Annotated in this window: 14 protein-coding genes; 5 read left to right on the forward strand and 9 right to left on the reverse strand. The window is 70.2% G+C overall.

The window, feature by feature from the left end; genetic code table 11:
• Window positions 1–3 precede the first annotated feature (3 nt).
• The 3 genes from B5D66_RS13415 to B5D66_RS13425 all read right to left on the reverse strand — a co-directional run bounded on the left by B5D66_RS13415 (window position 4) and on the right by B5D66_RS13425 (window position 1,516).
• Window positions 4–564, reverse strand: coding sequence for an HD domain-containing protein (locus B5D66_RS13415; RefSeq protein ID WP_235000969.1), 561 nt, complete (start codon window positions 562–564; stop codon window positions 4–6).
• Between the two features lie 10 nt (window positions 565–574).
• Complete coding sequence (locus B5D66_RS13420; protein ID WP_078762037.1) at window positions 575–1,051, reverse strand: GntR family transcriptional regulator; 477 nt, start codon at window positions 1,049–1,051, stop codon at window positions 575–577.
• A gap of 177 nt (window positions 1,052–1,228) precedes the next feature.
• Window positions 1,229–1,516 carry a hypothetical protein gene (locus tag B5D66_RS13425; RefSeq protein ID WP_078762038.1) on the reverse strand — a complete coding sequence of 96 codons (288 nt, stop codon included), beginning with the start codon at window positions 1,514–1,516 and terminating at the stop codon, window positions 1,229–1,231.
• Between the two features lie 436 nt (window positions 1,517–1,952).
• On the opposite strand from B5D66_RS13425, the gene B5D66_RS13435 reads away from it, so the two are divergent.
• Window positions 1,953–2,687 (forward strand): XRE family transcriptional regulator, encoded by a 735-nt coding sequence (locus tag B5D66_RS13435; protein ID WP_327308507.1) that lies wholly within the window; start codon window positions 1,953–1,955, stop codon window positions 2,685–2,687.
• Between the two features lie 755 nt (window positions 2,688–3,442).
• Here B5D66_RS13435 and B5D66_RS13440 read toward each other — a convergent pair.
• Complete coding sequence (locus B5D66_RS13440) at window positions 3,443–4,384, reverse strand: CPBP family intramembrane glutamic endopeptidase (protein ID WP_078762041.1); 942 nt, start codon at window positions 4,382–4,384, stop codon at window positions 3,443–3,445.
• Between the two features lie 610 nt (window positions 4,385–4,994).
• Here B5D66_RS13440 and B5D66_RS13445 point away from each other — a divergent pair.
• Window positions 4,995–6,737, forward strand: a complete 1,743-nt coding sequence (locus tag B5D66_RS13445; protein WP_078762042.1) for a sensor histidine kinase — start codon at window positions 4,995–4,997, stop codon at window positions 6,735–6,737.
• 9 nt (window positions 6,738–6,746) lie between these two features.
• On the opposite strand, the gene B5D66_RS13450 is transcribed toward B5D66_RS13445, so the two are convergent.
• Window positions 6,747–7,352 carry a response regulator transcription factor gene (locus B5D66_RS13450; RefSeq protein WP_078762043.1) on the reverse strand — a complete coding sequence of 202 codons (606 nt, stop codon included), beginning with the start codon at window positions 7,350–7,352 and terminating at the stop codon, window positions 6,747–6,749.
• Window positions 7,353–7,450: 98 nt separating this feature from the next.
• Complete coding sequence (locus tag B5D66_RS13455; RefSeq protein WP_078762044.1) at window positions 7,451–8,098, reverse strand: LysE family translocator; 648 nt, start codon at window positions 8,096–8,098, stop codon at window positions 7,451–7,453.
• 147 nt (window positions 8,099–8,245) lie between these two features.
• On the opposite strand from B5D66_RS13455, the gene B5D66_RS13460 reads away from it, so the two are divergent.
• Both B5D66_RS13460 and B5D66_RS13465 read left to right on the forward strand, forming a co-directional pair.
• On the forward strand, window positions 8,246–9,586 hold the full coding sequence (locus B5D66_RS13460; protein WP_078762045.1) for an aminotransferase-like domain-containing protein: 1,341 nt from the start codon (window positions 8,246–8,248) through the stop codon (window positions 9,584–9,586).
• Between the two features lie 203 nt (window positions 9,587–9,789).
• Window positions 9,790–10,974 (forward strand): aminotransferase-like domain-containing protein, encoded by a 1,185-nt coding sequence (locus B5D66_RS13465; protein WP_078762046.1) that lies wholly within the window; start codon window positions 9,790–9,792, stop codon window positions 10,972–10,974.
• Window positions 10,975–11,112: 138 nt separating this feature from the next.
• Here B5D66_RS13465 and B5D66_RS13470 read toward each other — a convergent pair whose 3' ends face one another.
• From B5D66_RS13470 to B5D66_RS13480, 3 genes are all read right to left on the reverse strand, one after another.
• Window positions 11,113–11,817, reverse strand: a complete 705-nt coding sequence (locus B5D66_RS13470) for a hypothetical protein (protein ID WP_235000970.1) — start codon at window positions 11,815–11,817, stop codon at window positions 11,113–11,115.
• Between the two features lie 150 nt (window positions 11,818–11,967).
• On the reverse strand, window positions 11,968–12,483 hold the full coding sequence (locus B5D66_RS13475; protein WP_200813634.1) for a DUF6114 domain-containing protein: 516 nt from the start codon (window positions 12,481–12,483) through the stop codon (window positions 11,968–11,970).
• Window positions 12,484–12,558: 75 nt separating this feature from the next.
• Window positions 12,559–13,194, reverse strand: coding sequence for a DUF6230 family protein (locus B5D66_RS13480; RefSeq protein ID WP_078762047.1), 636 nt, complete (start codon window positions 13,192–13,194; stop codon window positions 12,559–12,561).
• A 504-nt stretch (window positions 13,195–13,698) separates the two neighbouring features.
• Here B5D66_RS13480 and B5D66_RS13485 point away from each other — a divergent pair.
• Window positions 13,699–14,919 carry a PucR family transcriptional regulator gene (locus B5D66_RS13485; protein ID WP_078762048.1) on the forward strand — a complete coding sequence of 407 codons (1,221 nt, stop codon included), beginning with the start codon at window positions 13,699–13,701 and terminating at the stop codon, window positions 14,917–14,919.
• The last annotated feature ends 587 nt before the right edge of the window (window positions 14,920–15,506 follow it).

Consider the following 15,506-nt stretch of genomic DNA (forward strand, 5'->3'; position numbering starts at 1 on the left):
CTGTCATTCCGGCCGCATCGCCCGGCTCAACCGCCCCTCGACCGCGTGAACCGAGGCCGTCAACGCCAGCCTGGACCGGGTGATGGAACGGTGCACGATGTCGCCGGGGGCGTAGCGCTCCAGGATCTCCGCCAGCCGGCGTTCCACTGGTAGGCGCGTGCCGTCGGGTCCGGTGGTCATGTCGGAGTAGGTGAGCGCGTCCAGCAGGTGCGCGGGCGGGAACGCGAACTCCTCCACCAGCTCGTCTTGGAGGCCGCGTTCCCCCGCTTCCACCCAGGCGCCGGAGTGGTGGGCGACCAGCGAGCACAACCGCTCATCCGCCTTCTCCACATCGCGCAGGTAGCGGGCACCGTCCAGCGGGTGGAAACCGGTGACCGCCAGGGCCGGCGAGTAGCCGATGTCGTGCAGCCAGGCGGCGGCGGTCACCAGGTCGGTGTCATCACCGAGCAACGGCACCAGGGTCGCGGCCTGTCCGGCCACCCCTTGCGTGTGCGCCCAGCGACGTGGCAGGGGTTCTTCCAGGAGGCGCTGGGCGAGGTCACGCGCCCACACAACGTGTTCCACACGTGCAAGGCTAACGCGGGGGTCTGTCACTCTCCCGGACGAAGCGGCCCTTCCCGTGGACGGAGACGATCAGGCCCGAGCCCTCAAGCTCGGACAGCGCCTGCCGGGCGGTCCCCCGCGAAACACCGTAGAGCCGCACCAGCGCCGACTCACTGGGCAACGCGGCGCCCGGGGCGAACGTCCCGTCCGTGATCTGCTCACGCAACTCCGCCGCGATCCTGCGATAGCGGGGGACGGAGGAGGAGGCGTCGTCCTCACCGGGATCGCGCACCACCCGACCGGTACCCGGAAGCGTCGTGACGAGACCGTCCCCCTCCAGCGTGGCCAGCGCGCGGCGCACCGTCGTCCGGGAGACACGGAACTCCTGCCCCAGCGCGGCCTCGGAGGGAAGGGCGGAACCCGGAGGGAGATCACCGTCGGCGATACGCCGACGCAGCGTCTCCGCTATCCGCGTGTAGGTCCTCCACGGGGTCGAACGCGGGCTCACCTCAGGTCCCTCCGGTCACAACACCAGCCCCAGCGATTCCAACATGTTCGCAGACCGGTCCCCGGCGTCCGGCCCCGCGATTCCGCGCCACGGGAGCAGGACGTCCGGAGACCGGCCGTATTGACCGCGCGACCGGTGTGGGGAGAAGGATGAGACACCGGCCGCACGGGGCCTTGGTCAGCTCTTCGAACGATCGTCCTGGTAGTAGGCGTCATCGTCGGTGTCGAGCGGATCGAGCCGCGAGTGGAGCCAGCCGCTGGACAGCAATGACCGCCCCGATCCGGGCGGAGGGTGCTCCAGCTCCCGTACGAAGTCCTCGATGTCGTGTTCGACCAGTGTGGGGGCATGGTCCACGTCGCGATCGCGCACGGTCGCGATCCACAGGTGAGAGGTACGGCGGATGGCCCAGCGGTCCCCGTAGTGCCGTTGCAGCAACCGGAGCAGGGGATCTTCCACGGTGCTCACGCGGCCACCTCCAGCGGACGGGCGATGTCGAGGAGGACCGCCACACCGAGCCGCATCCGGTCCTCGTGCGCCTGCCGGCGAAGGCGTTCGCTGTGCAGGACATAGGGCCGTACCATCGCCGCCCTAGGCGGGATGGGATACGCCGGAGGCGGTGGAGTGAACGGGATCGAGGTGTAAAGCCGTTGTGGCTGGGGCGTCCGCCTGCGGGGATGCCTGCGCCAGGGCCAGAGGATAGGGTTCCGCATGTTCCGCCTGCTTCCATCAGGTTGGGACCACGCCCCCGGAGCGTTCAGACCGCTCGCGGGGGTCTTTGCTACCTGCGGAAACCCTCGTCCGATCGGGCGGACATGTGTACCCCGTATCGGACGTCTCCAGGGACGTCTTGGGACGTCTTCTGTTATCGTCGGGGTCTCCCCGCGCTCCGGAGGTCATCGACGTGAACGAGGCGCTACGCCGAGCCATGGCCCAGGCACGGCTGTCCGACACCGACGTGGCCGCACGCCTGGGCGTCGATCCCAAGACAGTGCGTCGCTGGCTCTCCGGCCAGAAGCCCTATCCACGTCACCGCTGGGCCGTCGCCGACCTGCTGGGAGCCGACGAGAACACCCTCTGGGCCGATGAGGTCACTCCGGAGGCGCGAAGCCTCCGAGACGAGCCGGCACTACGCGCGGTCTATCCGCATCGCTGGGCCGTGCCCCACGAGGTATGGCGGGATCTCTTCGAATCCGCCGAGCGGGAGATCGGCATCCTCGTCTACAGCGGCCTCTTCCTCGCTGACGACCCCGGCATCCTCGACATCTTCGAACGCAAGGCGCGAGCCGGCGTGGCGGTGCGCATCCTGTTGGGGGACCCCGACAGCAGGCACGTCGAACAACGCGGTGCCGAGGAGGGCATCGGCGACGCCATGCAGGCGAAGATCAGAAATGCCCTGATCCTCTACCGGCCACTACAAGACGTCGAAGGCGTGGAGATCCGGCTTCACGACACGGTGCTCTACAACTCGATCTACCGATCCGACGACCGCATGCTGGTCAACCAGCACGTCCACGGTGCCCCCGCCTCCATGGCGCCCGTGCTCCGCGTCGACGACTCCAGGAACGCCGAGATGCTCTCCACCTACCTACAGAGCTTCGAACGCACCTGGGAGAACGCCTACTCTGTAAGCTCCTGAGAAGCCCGATCCCTTTGCCGAATAGAGCCGTATGGGATCAAGGCGACGGCGCTTCGCGCCGTCGCTCCGGCTTGCTGTCCGCCGCTCGGGCTGCGGGCTGCCGCCCGGTCCCGAGCGCGGACGACGGCCACACTAATCGGCTCATGATGCGGCCCGAAGACGAACGGTTGCCGTTCGAACGAACTCGGCTGATGACGTGCTCGGATCCCGAGGCGCTCGGTCGCGCGGCCCTGTCTGTCTTCGGTTGCCGGCCTCAGCGCGGCCAAGCACCTCGGACCGGAACCCCGGTCGCCGAACGCTGTGGTCGGGGGGAGTCTGGGCTGAGGCAGGAGCGAGCACGTCCCGCCGCTGTGGTCGCTGGCCGCCTACCGCACGTCGCCCAGGTCAGTGGGAATCAGATGACAGCAACGGTGACAGCAACGCCATCGGACACGAGGGGACGCAGACGACCGTTAGCGGACGCCCGCTCCAGGTGGGGACGCTTCCACCGTCGAGGCCGATCGAACTGATAAGGATGAGGCCCCAGGTTCAAGTCCTGGTACGCCCACCCTCATAAGCTGCGAGAAGGCCCACCGAAGACTCGGTGGGCCTTTCGCGTACAGCAGCGAAGTGCAGTCATCGCCTTGTCGACATGACCGTTCGGCGTCCGGCGGTGTCGGCGCTCTGGACGCGAACGCGCCCCGGCGGCAGCGCCACCCGGGACCGTGTTCGATCCGGGGTCGGGACCGCCGGCCCTGACCGGTGGCCCCGTGGGTTCACGCCTGGACGCCGGCCCCGGGCTCCTGGGCCCGCGGCCCGCGCTCCCCCGGCCCTGCCGTGGCCTCCGGGTTGTACCCGAGCCTGCCCCGGGTCGCCACGAGCAGCACGGCGGAGGCCAGGCCGAAGGCGAGGAGGATGACGTTGGTGCCGTCGGCGTGCGTGGCACCGATCGAGGGGAACATGAAGCCCATAACGATCGACATGAAGTTGTTGACGCTGGCGTGCAACAGGATCGCGATCGGCAGGCTCTCACCGGTCCGGTTGAAGACCCAGGTCATCACCACGCTGATGAAGACGCACGAGAAGGTGAAGTTGATGGGGTCGGCCCACGTCCCGTGCGGGAAGCCGCCCCACTCGGTGAGGAACAGCGGCAGGTGCCAGATCCCCCAGATCACACCGAGGATGACCGTACCGCGTAGCGGCCCGAAGTAGGGCTGCATCCGGGGCAGGGCGAAGTCGCGCCAGCCCGGCTCCTCGGCGATGCCGGTGGTCACGAACTGCAGGACGAGGCCGGGGACGTAGACCGCGAGCACCATGAGCGGCGGTACCCGGACGTCCCCGCCGGAGAACGGGAGAGCACAGACGATGAGCGCCGCCGGAACGCCCAGCACGGCCAGCGCGTACCAGCGCCAGTTCATCCGCCACTTCAGCAGGCGCCCCGTCCAACGTCGCAGCCCCTTCCGGCCGTCGGCGACGGCGGTGACGAGGAAGGCCGAGAAGATCGGGCCGAGGTAGGCACCGGGGAGCATCAGGAGGAGCTGCGACGCCAGTCCGGGGAGCTCGAAGTCCAGCAGGCCCAGGCCGTGGTTGGAGAGGATGTAGGGGATCCAGGCGATCCAGCTCAAGCCGATCGCCAGGGTGAAGAAGCTCGTCATCGGCCGGCGCTTGATGAGACCGCGCCATCCGGTCACCTGTCCGGGGGGTACGGGGTTGGTCATGGGGCGTCCTTCAATTGCGAGTAGGGGAAATCGGCGTCGGTACCGCCGGGAGCCCGGGCGAGCCCCCGCCGTGGTGGTCCGCGGTGGGCAGGGACGCGGATGGATTCCGGTGGAGGTGTGGACGCCCCGGTCGTCGTGTCGACAGGTCGACCGGGGCGTCACGGTGCCGGCTCCCTCGCCGTAGACCTCGGTCACCACACGGAGGCGCACCGCCCACGGGGGCGGGTGGCCCGGTCGCCGCCGGCCGGGGTGGTGACGTCGTGGCCTGGGGCCGGGAGGTCCACGTCCGACGTGTGTCCGGTCGTCACCCGATGCTCCGTTCTCTCGCCTGGGGGCGCGTTCCCCGACACGCGCGCGACGGTGCACGGCGGGGGCGGTTTCCGTCGGCGGTCTCGGGAGCCCGTCCGGGTACGGACCGAAGAGCGGCCGGCCGCCCGCGTGCGCGAAGGGGGCGCGATGGGGTGGACCGCCGGATCGCGTCTGTAAGGATCTCGGCTCGGGCGGGGCGCGGACCAGTGCCGTACACCTTGATCGGCCGTGCAGAATGCATGAAACGGACGCCTGGTTCGAACGGCTGAAATAACGGGTCGAAGCGCTAGGGTGAGCCCCCGTGACGATCCTCATCATCACGCTGGTGGGGTTGACCACTCCCCTGTTCTTCAGTCAGCCGACCGTGGCGACACTCGGGTTCCTCGCGCTCCAGCTCGTCCACTGTCTGCCGCAGACGAGACGGTTGCGAAGCTGGTGGACGCTCGCGGCCCAGGCGGCGCTGTTCCCATGGAGCGAGCCGAAGGCGTTCCTGGCCGCCTCGGTGCTGCTGATCGTGCCGGGCCGCATCCGCTGGGCGGTGTTCGGCGCCGTCGCCGTCGCGGCCGGTCTGCTGTCGGGCGCCGATCTCTACGCCGGGGTGAGCGCGGCGGGGAACACGCTGATCATGGGACTGGTCGTCTTCGGGCTCACCCGGCTCAGCGACCTGCGCAGTGAACTGCACGCGGCTCGCAGGGAGCTGGCCGCCCAGTCCGTGGCCGACGAACGCGAACGGATCTCCCGGGACCTGGACGGCATTCTCGGCTCGACGCTGTCGGCCGTCATCGGGCTGGCCGATAAGAGGCGCCCGGCCGAGATCCTGGAGCTGACCCGGGATGCCGCCGCGCGGGTCCGGCAGGCCCCCGTGTCCCGGCCGGACACGGTTCCCCAGGCCGATATGACGCCGCGTCTCGCGCTGCCCATCGCGCTCAGCGGACTGGCCATCTACGTGGTCGGCAGCCTGGTCTTCACCCTGGCCGACCCGGAGCCGTCCACCGTGGTCGGGTGCGCCATCGTGCTGTCCGTCGTGGGGCTACAGATCCACCACGTGCTCTCCCACCGTCCTGGTGCGCGGCCCCGGCACCTCGTCTGGACGCTCCCCCTCCAGACGGTGTTGGCGTTCGTTCCCCTGTTCCGTCCCGAGTTCGAGCTCGTCCACAGCCTGGTCAGTCTCGCGGCGGCGTCGGCGCTGATCACGGTTCCCGGCCGCGGGGCATCGTGGACCCTGTTCGCCGCCATCGTCGTGGGCGAGGCGGTGGTCGTCCTCGTGGCGAAGTCCGTCCCCCTCATCGTCGTCCTGGTGTCGACGGTCGCCACCGTGTCGGTCGCGATGATGTTCTACGGTCTCGCGCTGCTCACCCGGCTCGTCACCCAGGTGCACGAGGCCCGGTCGGCGCTCGCGGCGATCGCCGTGGCCAAGGAGCGCCGCCGCATCGCGGCCGACGTCCACGACCTGCTCGGCTACGGCCTGTCCGCCATCACCGTCAAGGCCGAACTCGCCGCCCGCGCCCCCGAACGCGCGGACACGGAGTTCCGGGACATCGCGCGGATGGCCCGTAGGGCCCTCGCCGACCTCCGCTCCATCCCCCACGGCGACTCGGAGATCTCGCTGGGCGCGGAGATCGCCTCGGCCCACGACATCCTCACCGCCGCGGGCGTCGACGTGCGACTCGACATCGACCCCGGCCCGCTCGACGATCGGCTCGACGCGCTGCTGGCCACCGTGCTCCGCGAAGCGGTCACCAACGTCCTGCGGCACAGCCGGGCCGGCGTCGTCACCGTCCAGGTCGTCTCCGCCGCCGACCAGGTCCGCCTGCGCGTGGCCAACGATGGTGTCCTGCCCGATCCGGCCGGCGACTACGGCGACGAGCGGACCAGCCGGGGCGGCGGCAACGGCATCATCAACCTCGCGGCGCGGGTGGCGGTGACGGGAGGTGAACTCACCAGTGGGCCTATCGGCGATGGCGGATACGAGCTCGTCGTGACCCACCCGGCGCCTCGGAGGACGGGCTGCGGCGCCCCCGCTCCGGCGCGGACGGGCGGGTGAGACGGCGCATCACAGCCATCCGGCCTCGGTCGCGATGCGTACGGCGTCCAGGCGGTTGCGCGCACCGAGCTTGGTGACGATCGTCCCGAGGTAGTTGCGCACCGTCCCCTTGGCCAGGTGGAGCCGCGCGGCGATCTCGCCTGGTTCGTCGCCCTCGCCGGCCAGGCGCAGTACCTCCACCTCCCTGTCCGTCAACGGGTTCGCGCGGGCCTCGATGGTGGCGGTGGCGAGGTCCGGGTCGATCACCCGTTCACCGGCCGCGACCCGCCGGATCGCGCCGGCCAGCTCGGCGGGGGGCGCGTCCTTCAGCATGAAGCCCAGGGCCTTGGCGGACAGCGCCCTGCGCAGCACGTCTGGACGTCCGTTCTGGGTGAGGATCAAGGTACGGCACTCGGGGGCCTGCTCGGCGATCATCGAGGCGGCCTGGAGGCCGTCGATGCCCGGCATCTGGACGTCGAGGACGGCGACGTCGGGGCGGTGTTCGAGGACGGCGGGCATGACGGCCTCCCCCGAGGACACGTCCGCGACCACCTCGACGTCGGGTTCCATGTCCAGCAACGCCACCAGCGCGCCCCGGATCAGATGCATGTCCTCGGCCAGCACAACCCTGATCACGCCACGTCCCCTCGCCTCGCCCACGGACACGTCATGGTATTGCCGTGTCCCGGGACCGCGGCGGCCGGAGCCGAGCGGCGCCGTCCGGCGGCGATGGGTCAGCCGACCGCGGCGATCTCGACGTCGCTCAGGACGAGTGAGATCGCCAGGACTCCCAGGAGGGCGCCCATGGCGACCCGTTGCACCAGCAGCCAGGTGGGCCGGCCGGTCACGAGCCCGGCGATCGCCCCGGCGGCCACCACGATGGCCAGGTTCACCGAGACGGCCACCAGGATCTGGAGACCTCCCAGCACGAGTCCCTGGACCAGGATGCCACCCGACTCCAGGTTGATGAATTGCGGAATGATCGAGATATACAGGATGGCGATTTTCGGATTGAGGAGATTCGTCATCAGGCCCATGGTGAACAACCGGCGCGGCGGATCCGCGGGGACGTCGCGCACGGCGAACACCGATACACCTCCGGGCCGGATGGTCGTCCAGGCGAGCCACAGCAGGTAGAGGGCACCGGCCACCTTGATCGCGGTGAGCAGTTCGGGGAGCGCGGTGAACAGGACCGCCAGACCGAGATTGGCGCCCACCAGGTAGACCAGGAAGCCCACCGCCACCCCGGCCAGCGAGACGAGGCCCGCGCGACGCCCCTGGCCGACGCTGCGCGACACCAGGTGCATCATGTTGGGTCCGGGGGACAGCACCATCCCCAGGGCGATCGAGACGACACCGACGACCGCGCTCTGCTCGGCCAATTCCGGACCTCTTCTCCGCGGGGGATTCCGAGGCCGTCGACCTCGACACGAAGTTAGCCGTGTTCTTTTGTCGAGTGCAATATGAAGAATTGTTCTCGGTGCAATGTCGTGTTTTTCTTCTTTCGGGTTACCGAATGGAGGACGCGAATGGATGACTATCGCCGGGTGGCCGACGAGATCGCCGGGCGGATCGTGTCGGGACGCCTGCGGCCGGGGGACCGGTTGCCGACGCAACGCGCCTTCGCCCGGCAGCGCGGTATCGCCAACTCCACCGCCGCCCGGGTCTACGCGGAGCTGTCCCGGCGGGGATTGACGCTGGGCGAGGTGGGCCGGGGGACCTTCGTGCGCGCCTCCACCCCGAGGCCCGGGCCCGCGCTGGCCGAGCCCTCCGACGGGAAGATCGACCTGGAGCTGAACCATCCGGTCGTCCCCGGGCAGGCCGGCCTCCTCGCGGAGGGGATCTCCCCCCTCTTGCGCCCCGACGTCTTGGACGAGGCCATGCGTCCGGTCGGCACGTCGGGGACGGCGCCCGCCAGAGCGCTCTTCGCCGACCTGCTGTCCCGCCCCGGGTGGCGGCCGGATCCCGCCCGGATCCTGTTCGCCGCCAACGGACGTCAGGCCGTCTCCGCGGCGGTCTCGGCGCTCGTCCGGCCGGGAGCCCGGCTGGGCGTCGAGGAGCTCACCTATCCGGCGGTCAGGGCGATCGCGGCCCGACTCGGGGTCACCGTCGTCGCCATCCCGCTCGACGAGGAGGGGATGATCCCCGAGGCGGTCGAGGAGGCCGCGCGCGTCGCCCCGCTGTCGGCGGTCTACCTGCAACCGACCCTGCACAACCCCCTGTCGCTCTCCATGACCGAACGGCGCCGGATCGAGCTCGCCGGTCTCCTCTCCCGCCTGGGGGTCAACGCGATCGAGGACGGCGTGTGGACCTTCCTGCGCGACACCGTCCCGCCTTTGGCGTCCTTCGCCCCGGAGCGGACGATCTTCGTGGACAGTCTCTCCAAGCGCGTCGCGCCCGGCCTCGGCGTCGGTTTCATGGCGGTCCCCGAACCCCTGGTGCCGGAGGTGGCCGCGGCCTTGCGCGCGGGAGGGGGAATGCCGATGCGCTTCGCCCTGGAGGCGGCGACCCGTTGGCTGACCGACGGTGTCGTCCGCGCGGTGGCCGAGGCCAAGCGGCGCGATGTCGGCCGCAGGCATCGAATCGCCGCCGAACGCCTCGACGGTTTCGCGGTACGGGACGATCCCTGCTCCTACTACTGCTGGTGGGACCTGCCCGAGGGGTGGCGGGCCGACACCTTCGTGGCCGCCGCCGCGCGGCACGGGATCGGTGTGACCCCGGCGGCGGCGTTCGCGGTCGACCCGCGCCGGGCGCCCAACGCCGTTCGGATCGGGCTCGCCTCCCCGCCCGAGGAGGCGCTGTCCCGCGCCCTGGCGACGCTGGCCGGAATCGCCCGGACCGCTCCGGAGGAGCTCGTCTCCGAGTGGTGAGGCGGGGCCGGACCGCCGCGCCGGGTGCGGGGGGCGGGCCGGGAGGGGACCGGCGGTCCCCCGGGGGCGCGGTCTCTTCTACGGCGACCCTCACCGCTGTCTCGAATCATGAGATTTCTGTCCATTTATTGGATGGCGAGTCTAGACTCGACGGTGGCCTCGGCGCCGTCGAGGTCACCGTCGACGACGTGAGGTGGTCTGTCGTGAGCGATCCCCGTCCCCAGCCCTCGGCCCGCGTCCGCGCCGTCGGCAGCTCCCCCGTCCGTGAAATCCTCGCCCTCACCGCCCGCCCCGGCGTCATCTCCTTCGCCGGCGGCCTGCCCGCCCCCGAACTGTTCGACGCCGACGCGCTGCGCGCCGCGTTCGACCACGTGCTCACCACGCGGCCCGCACAGGTCCTCCAGTACTCCACCACCGAGGGCGACCCCGATCTCCGCGCGGCGCTCGCCGCCCGGATCACCGGCTCGGGCCTTCCCACCGCCCCCGACGACCTCCTCGTCACCACGGGCTCCCAACAGGGACTCTCCCTCGTCGCCGCGGCCCTGCTCGACCCCGGCGACGTGGTCCTCGTCGAACAGCCGGCCTACCTGGCCGCGATCCAGTGCTTCACGCTCGCCGGAGCCAGGGTCGTCCCGGTCCCCGGTGACGCCGACGGGATCGACCCGGACGCGCTCGACGCCGCGGTGGCCCGGGAGCGGCCGTCCCTGCTCTACCTCGTTCCCACCTTCTCCAACCCCACCGGCCGCACGCTGCCCGGCGAGCGCCGCCGCCGCGTCGCCGAGATCGCCGCCCGGCACGGTCTGTGGATCGTCGAGGACGACCCCTACGGGGAGCTGCGCTACCGCGGCGAACCACTGCCGCCCATCGCCGCGCAGCCCGCCGCGGCCGACCGGACGATCCTGCTCGGCAGCCTGTCCAAGATCATGGCCCCGGGGATGCGCCTGGGCTGGTTGCGCTCCCCCGCCGGTCCGCGTCGTTCGCTCGTCGTCGCCAAGCAGGCGGCCGACCTGCACACCTCGACGGTCGTCCAGGCCGCGGCGGCCACCTACCTCGCCAAGACGGGACTCGACGACCACGTCGCGCGGATCCGCGCCGCCTACGCGCCGCGGCGTGACGCGATGCTCGCCGCGCTCCCCCGGGTCCTGCCCGAGGGCAGCGTGTGGAGCGATCCCGACGGCGGCATGTTCGTCTGGGTGCGCCTGCCCGGTGACGTCGACACGGGGGAGCTCCTGCATCGAGCCCTGGAGCACGATGTCGCCTTCGTGCCTGGATACCCCTTCTACGTGGACTCCCCCGACCGTGCCACCCTGCGCCTGTCGTTCACCACCTACGGGCCGGCCGAGATCGAGGAGGGGCTGGACCGCCTGGGCCGGGCCCTGCGGGGATGAGAGCGATCCGATGGACTCGGCGACTCGCCGCCTTGACGACGCGGGGACATGTCGATTCGGCGATGAGCGGAGATGTCCACCCGTCGACCTGGGACGAGGGCCCCGGCGCAGGCCGGGGCCCTCGGGACGGGGCCGGGATCAGGCGGTGATGTTGATGGGCGAGCTCGGCGTGCTCACGTTGCGCACCTGGTAGGTCGCGGAGAACGACCCCTGGGTCGCCGCCGTGGGGCAACCGAAGCCGCCGGTCACCTCGACCGGGACCGTGTCGCCGGCGAACACCAGGGTGCTGGCGGGGTTCCCGTTGGTCCAGTCGCCGGCCACGCTCGCCGGGCCGTCCGGAGCGGTCACGGCGTGGCAGGACGCGAGCCCGCTCGTCTGGACCTCCAGGCCGCCCTGCGGGATCTGGAAGGACACGGTGGACGGGGAACCGTGCTGCGCGGAGATCCCCCACGTTCCCGACGTGGTGACCTGCGCGTTGACCAACGGCATGTTGGTCCGGCAGTTGGTGAAGGTGGGCGCGTTGATCGTCGAGGTGACCGGCCCGGCCGGGTTGCTGTTGGCCGTCGGGACCTGGTTGGCGGAGTTCGTGCCGAGGGGCTGCGACGGCGCCGACTGGGAGACGCTGCACGTGACGGTCACGGAGCCGACCGTCAGCGTGGCGGAGTTGCTGAGCGAGGCGGAGAAGTAGTCACCGGCCGGACCGACGGTGGTGGAGCCCGCGGCCAGCGCGGGGGCCGCGGCCATGCCCACGACGGCGGCGGCGCCGACGGCGGTCAGGCCACCGCGCAGCAGGAGGGACGGGAGGCAGGCGGATCGGGACGTCGAAGAGCGGGTGGTTCGCACGCTGATCTCCTTCTTCCTACCGGGAAAGAGCACCGATCGGTCCGTGGACGGGGCCACCGTCGCGGACGTCCGTACGGACGTGTCACCGGGTTAATGCGCACACCGGGGAACCGGCATGGCACACGAGCCGGGGGCGGGATCACCGATCGGTCAGTGGGGGCGGTCCAGGGCTTCCTCAGCCGTGGGGCCGCTCCCCGGGGCGGCGGGAGCGGGAGGCCCGCCGCCGTCCTGGGAGCGCCGCGCCGAGCGCCGGCCGCGCCGGCTGCTTCGGGGGCGCGCGGTGGGACGCCAGGCGAACATCAGGCCCCCGCCGACGAAGGCGAGGAGGCTGCCGATGACGAACCCACCGAGATTCGACATCACCAGCGCCCCCAGCCCGATCAGGGTGGTGAGGACACCGGTGATGGTGTGCTGTTGCGGGGACGCCCACGTGATCATGCCGAGGGCGATGAGGAAGACCCCCATGAGCACCGAGGGGACGCCGGCGATGCCCTGGGCGATCATGACGGACACCGGGGCCAGGGGAAGGACGCAGATCTCCGCGCCGGCCAGCATCGTCAGCAGGCCGCCCCAGAACGGGCGTCGTCGCCGCCACGCGCGGAACCGGCGTCGCGGCCCCGGCCGGGACGAGGGGCCGCGCTGCTTCCCGGAAGACCGCCTGGCCATCGCTTCTTCTTCCTCTCTCGTCGACATCACCCGCGCTGGAGGCGTCCGCGCGCCGGGAGGTGGCGCGCGGACGGGTCAGAAGCACTCGGCGTCGCCGCGCGCCACCGCCAGGTGTAGACCGGAGAGCCGGAAGGAGCCGGCGTTCGCGGCCCACGCGGTCTGCTCCAGGCCGCGCACCGAGATGGTGTCGCCCTGCATGCCGAACAGGTCCTGCACGCCCTGTCCACCGCTGGGCCCCTTGTCCAGGGTCGAGGCGTCACGGCCGATCTCCAGGTTGGAGAACTCGGTGTCGCCCGCCATCTGGGTCATGTCGATGAAGAGATTCGACGCTTCGACGGGGGTGCCGTCGGTGCCGGCGGAGAGCTTGAGGGAGACCTTCCCGAGGATCGGGAACTCGGTGATCACCGATTGGCACAGCGAGGTGATCTCGGCCTCGCGGATCGCCGCGACGGCGACCGGGTGGACGTCACCGCGAACGCTTTGGTCAAGGGAGCCGTAGATGGCGACGCCCTCGCCGTTCATCTCGTCGGCCGAGATCTTGAACTGCTGTCCGGAGACCGCGAAGGAGGCGGCGATCGCCCCGTTGGCGATCGCGAACACCAGGGCTCCGGCGCCGAGGGCTGCGGGAGCGGTCAGCAGGGCGAAGCGCCGCCAGCTGGTGTGGCTGCCCTCCCGCTCCTGCTCCTCCTGATCCAGGGGTTCTTCGACCATGGATGATTCCTTCCTCGGAGGCGTGCCGCCGCGCTCGTCCGTCCCCCGGCGCCGGTGAGTGCGGTGGATCGTTTCCGTTTCCGAAAGTGATCTGTGACACGTCCATGTGTGAGTGGGGTAATCATGTAATGGCACGCCATGGTGTTTCAAGGGCGTTTCACGCTGTTTTTCCGGCGGCGGGAACAAACTCGCAGACCCCTCGCCGGAACATTCTCTTTCCCCTTCCCACCTGCGAAGACGGTGGAGGAGGAGCGGTGCGGGCGCGATGTGGAAGCGGCCGTTCGCCGGCGCTTTCGTGCCCGCCTGAGGGGCGCTTTGTCACGCGGGTGACAAAGACGCGCCCGGTCGAGCGGAGGTTCGCGGGGTGTCGCCGTCTCCGGTGAGCGGGCGCGCGAGAGGGGCGAGCGGACCGTTGACAGTGTGGATGGGTCACCGTACGTTGCAGGGGCCGGTTCGGGGCGCGACGGAACGGACTCGTCAGACTGCCCGAGGCCGGGAGGACGTGTGCGGTTTCGCGACACCGAGCCCAGTAGCCGCCCCTGGGAGGAACTCCCGGCCGAGCTCGCCGACATCCTCGAACCCGAGGTGGAGGTCCTCGCCGAGGAGATCGTCCAGGCGATCCTCGCCGGGATACCGGAATTCGCGCGTCCTTTGAACGACGTGTACGGGCGCACCGTCCGCCTCGGCGTCGAACGGGCCCTCCACCACTTCCTGGACCTGGTCCGCGGTCCCTCCCAGACCCAGGTCAACGGAGAACGGATCTACCGCAGGCTGGGCCGCAACGAGTTCCGCGAGGGGCGGAGCCTCGACGCCCTCCACAGCGCCTACCGGCTCGGCACCCGCATCGCCTGGCGTCGCCTGGCCCGCCGCGCGGAGCGGGCCGGCCAGTCGGCCGCGGTCCTCGCCCTGCTCGCCGAGGCCGTCTTCGCCTACCTGGACGGAATCGCGGCGGAGTCCCTGGCCGGTTACGCCGAGGCGCAGGCCAGGTCCGCGGGGGCGCGCGAACACTTCCGGCGCCGTCTCCTCACCCTTCTCCTCGCCGAACCCGCGGCGGACCGGGAGAGCATGGAAATGGCTGCGCGGCTCGCCGGCTGGCGCCTCCCCGACCAGGTCGCCTGCGTCGCGCTGCGTTCCGGAGTCGAGGTCTCCCCCACCAGGCGGTTACGGATGGACGCCGACCATCTGTTGGACACGGACCGCCCCGACCCGTGTCTCCTCGTCCCGGCTCCGGTGACGGAGCAGGACCGGCGGGCCATCGAGGACGTCCTCGGCGAGGAGCCGACCGTGATCGGTCCGGTGGTGGACCTCCATGAGGCGTCCCTGTCGTTCCGCTGGGCCAAGCAGGGCCTGAACCTGAGGGAACGCGGCATTCTTCCCGGGGAGGGGCTGCTCTCCTGTGACGATCACCTGCTGGTCCTGCTCCTCTTCCAGGACGAACGCCTGCTGGCCCGTCTCGGCGAACGCAGTCTCGGGCCTTTCGAGGGGCTTGCAGAGAAGCGCGCGGCGAAGCTCGCCGAGACCCTCCTCGCCTGGTTGGTCACCAGGGGAGGCGGCGCTCCGGAGACCGCGGCGATGCTGGGCGTGCACCCACAGACGGTCCGTTACCGGATGAACCACGTCGAACGGCTCTTCGGCGATCGACTGCGGGATCCGCAGGTCCGCTTCGAGCTGGAGATGGTGCTGCGGGCCCGCCGGTTGCGTGAGCTCGCGGGGGACGGGAGGTGAGGGCCGGGACGGTGTTCCGGGACGCCTTCGAGCTGGTGGCGCGGATCACCCTTGATCGAGTTGGTACTCCGCGAAACGCTGACTATAGTTCTTCGAGTCGCCTGAAACGGGGCAGGTTCTGAGCCTCCTCGGGGCGGCGGTCTTCTTCGGGCGTAACGGACATCTTCTGATGGACGTGCCCGAGCATCGAAACGGCGGTGACCACTTTCGTGTCATGGCATCATTGTCATGTCCATGACTCGTTGTGGGCAATTCGTGTCGATGTTCAGGAAGTTCGGAAATCGCCGGTTTGGCGGGGTCGGAACGCCCTGATAAAGTGAAGACACAACGGAACGCGGGACCCGGACACACTCCGGAAAACGCGAACCGATTCCCGGTTTCATCAGGGAAACCCGGAAAGCGCCGATTCGACGCCGGACGGAACACCTGATAAAGTGGGAACACAACAAAGCGGAAGCACCGCCTCTGCGGAAGAGCATCGGACGAGGGTTCGGGCTTGTAGGCGAGGATGCGGTTGTTTTTTGAGAACTCAACAGCGCGTGTTCGATTTTCTTTAAGCCAAGTTTGTTTTGGCCCCGTCCACCACG

The organism is Marinactinospora thermotolerans DSM 45154 (assembly GCF_900167435.1).
GTDB classification, from domain to species: Bacteria; Actinomycetota; Actinomycetes; order Streptosporangiales; family Streptosporangiaceae; genus Marinactinospora; species Marinactinospora thermotolerans.

Excerpts from the sequence above, each read along its gene's own strand:
- B5D66_RS13440 (WP_078762041.1), bottom strand. The coding sequence starts at position 4,384 with ATGACCAACCCCGTACCCCCCGGACAGGTGACCGGATGGCGCGGTCTC.
- B5D66_RS13460 (WP_078762045.1), top strand. The coding sequence starts at position 8,246 with ATGGATGACTATCGCCGGGTGGCCGACGAGATCGCCGGGCGGATCGTG.
- B5D66_RS13475 (WP_200813634.1), bottom strand. The coding sequence starts at position 12,483 with ATGGCCAGGCGGTCTTCCGGGAAGCAGCGCGGCCCCTCGTCCCGGCCG.
- B5D66_RS13480 (WP_078762047.1), bottom strand. The coding sequence starts at position 13,194 with ATGGTCGAAGAACCCCTGGATCAGGAGGAGCAGGAGCGGGAGGGCAGC.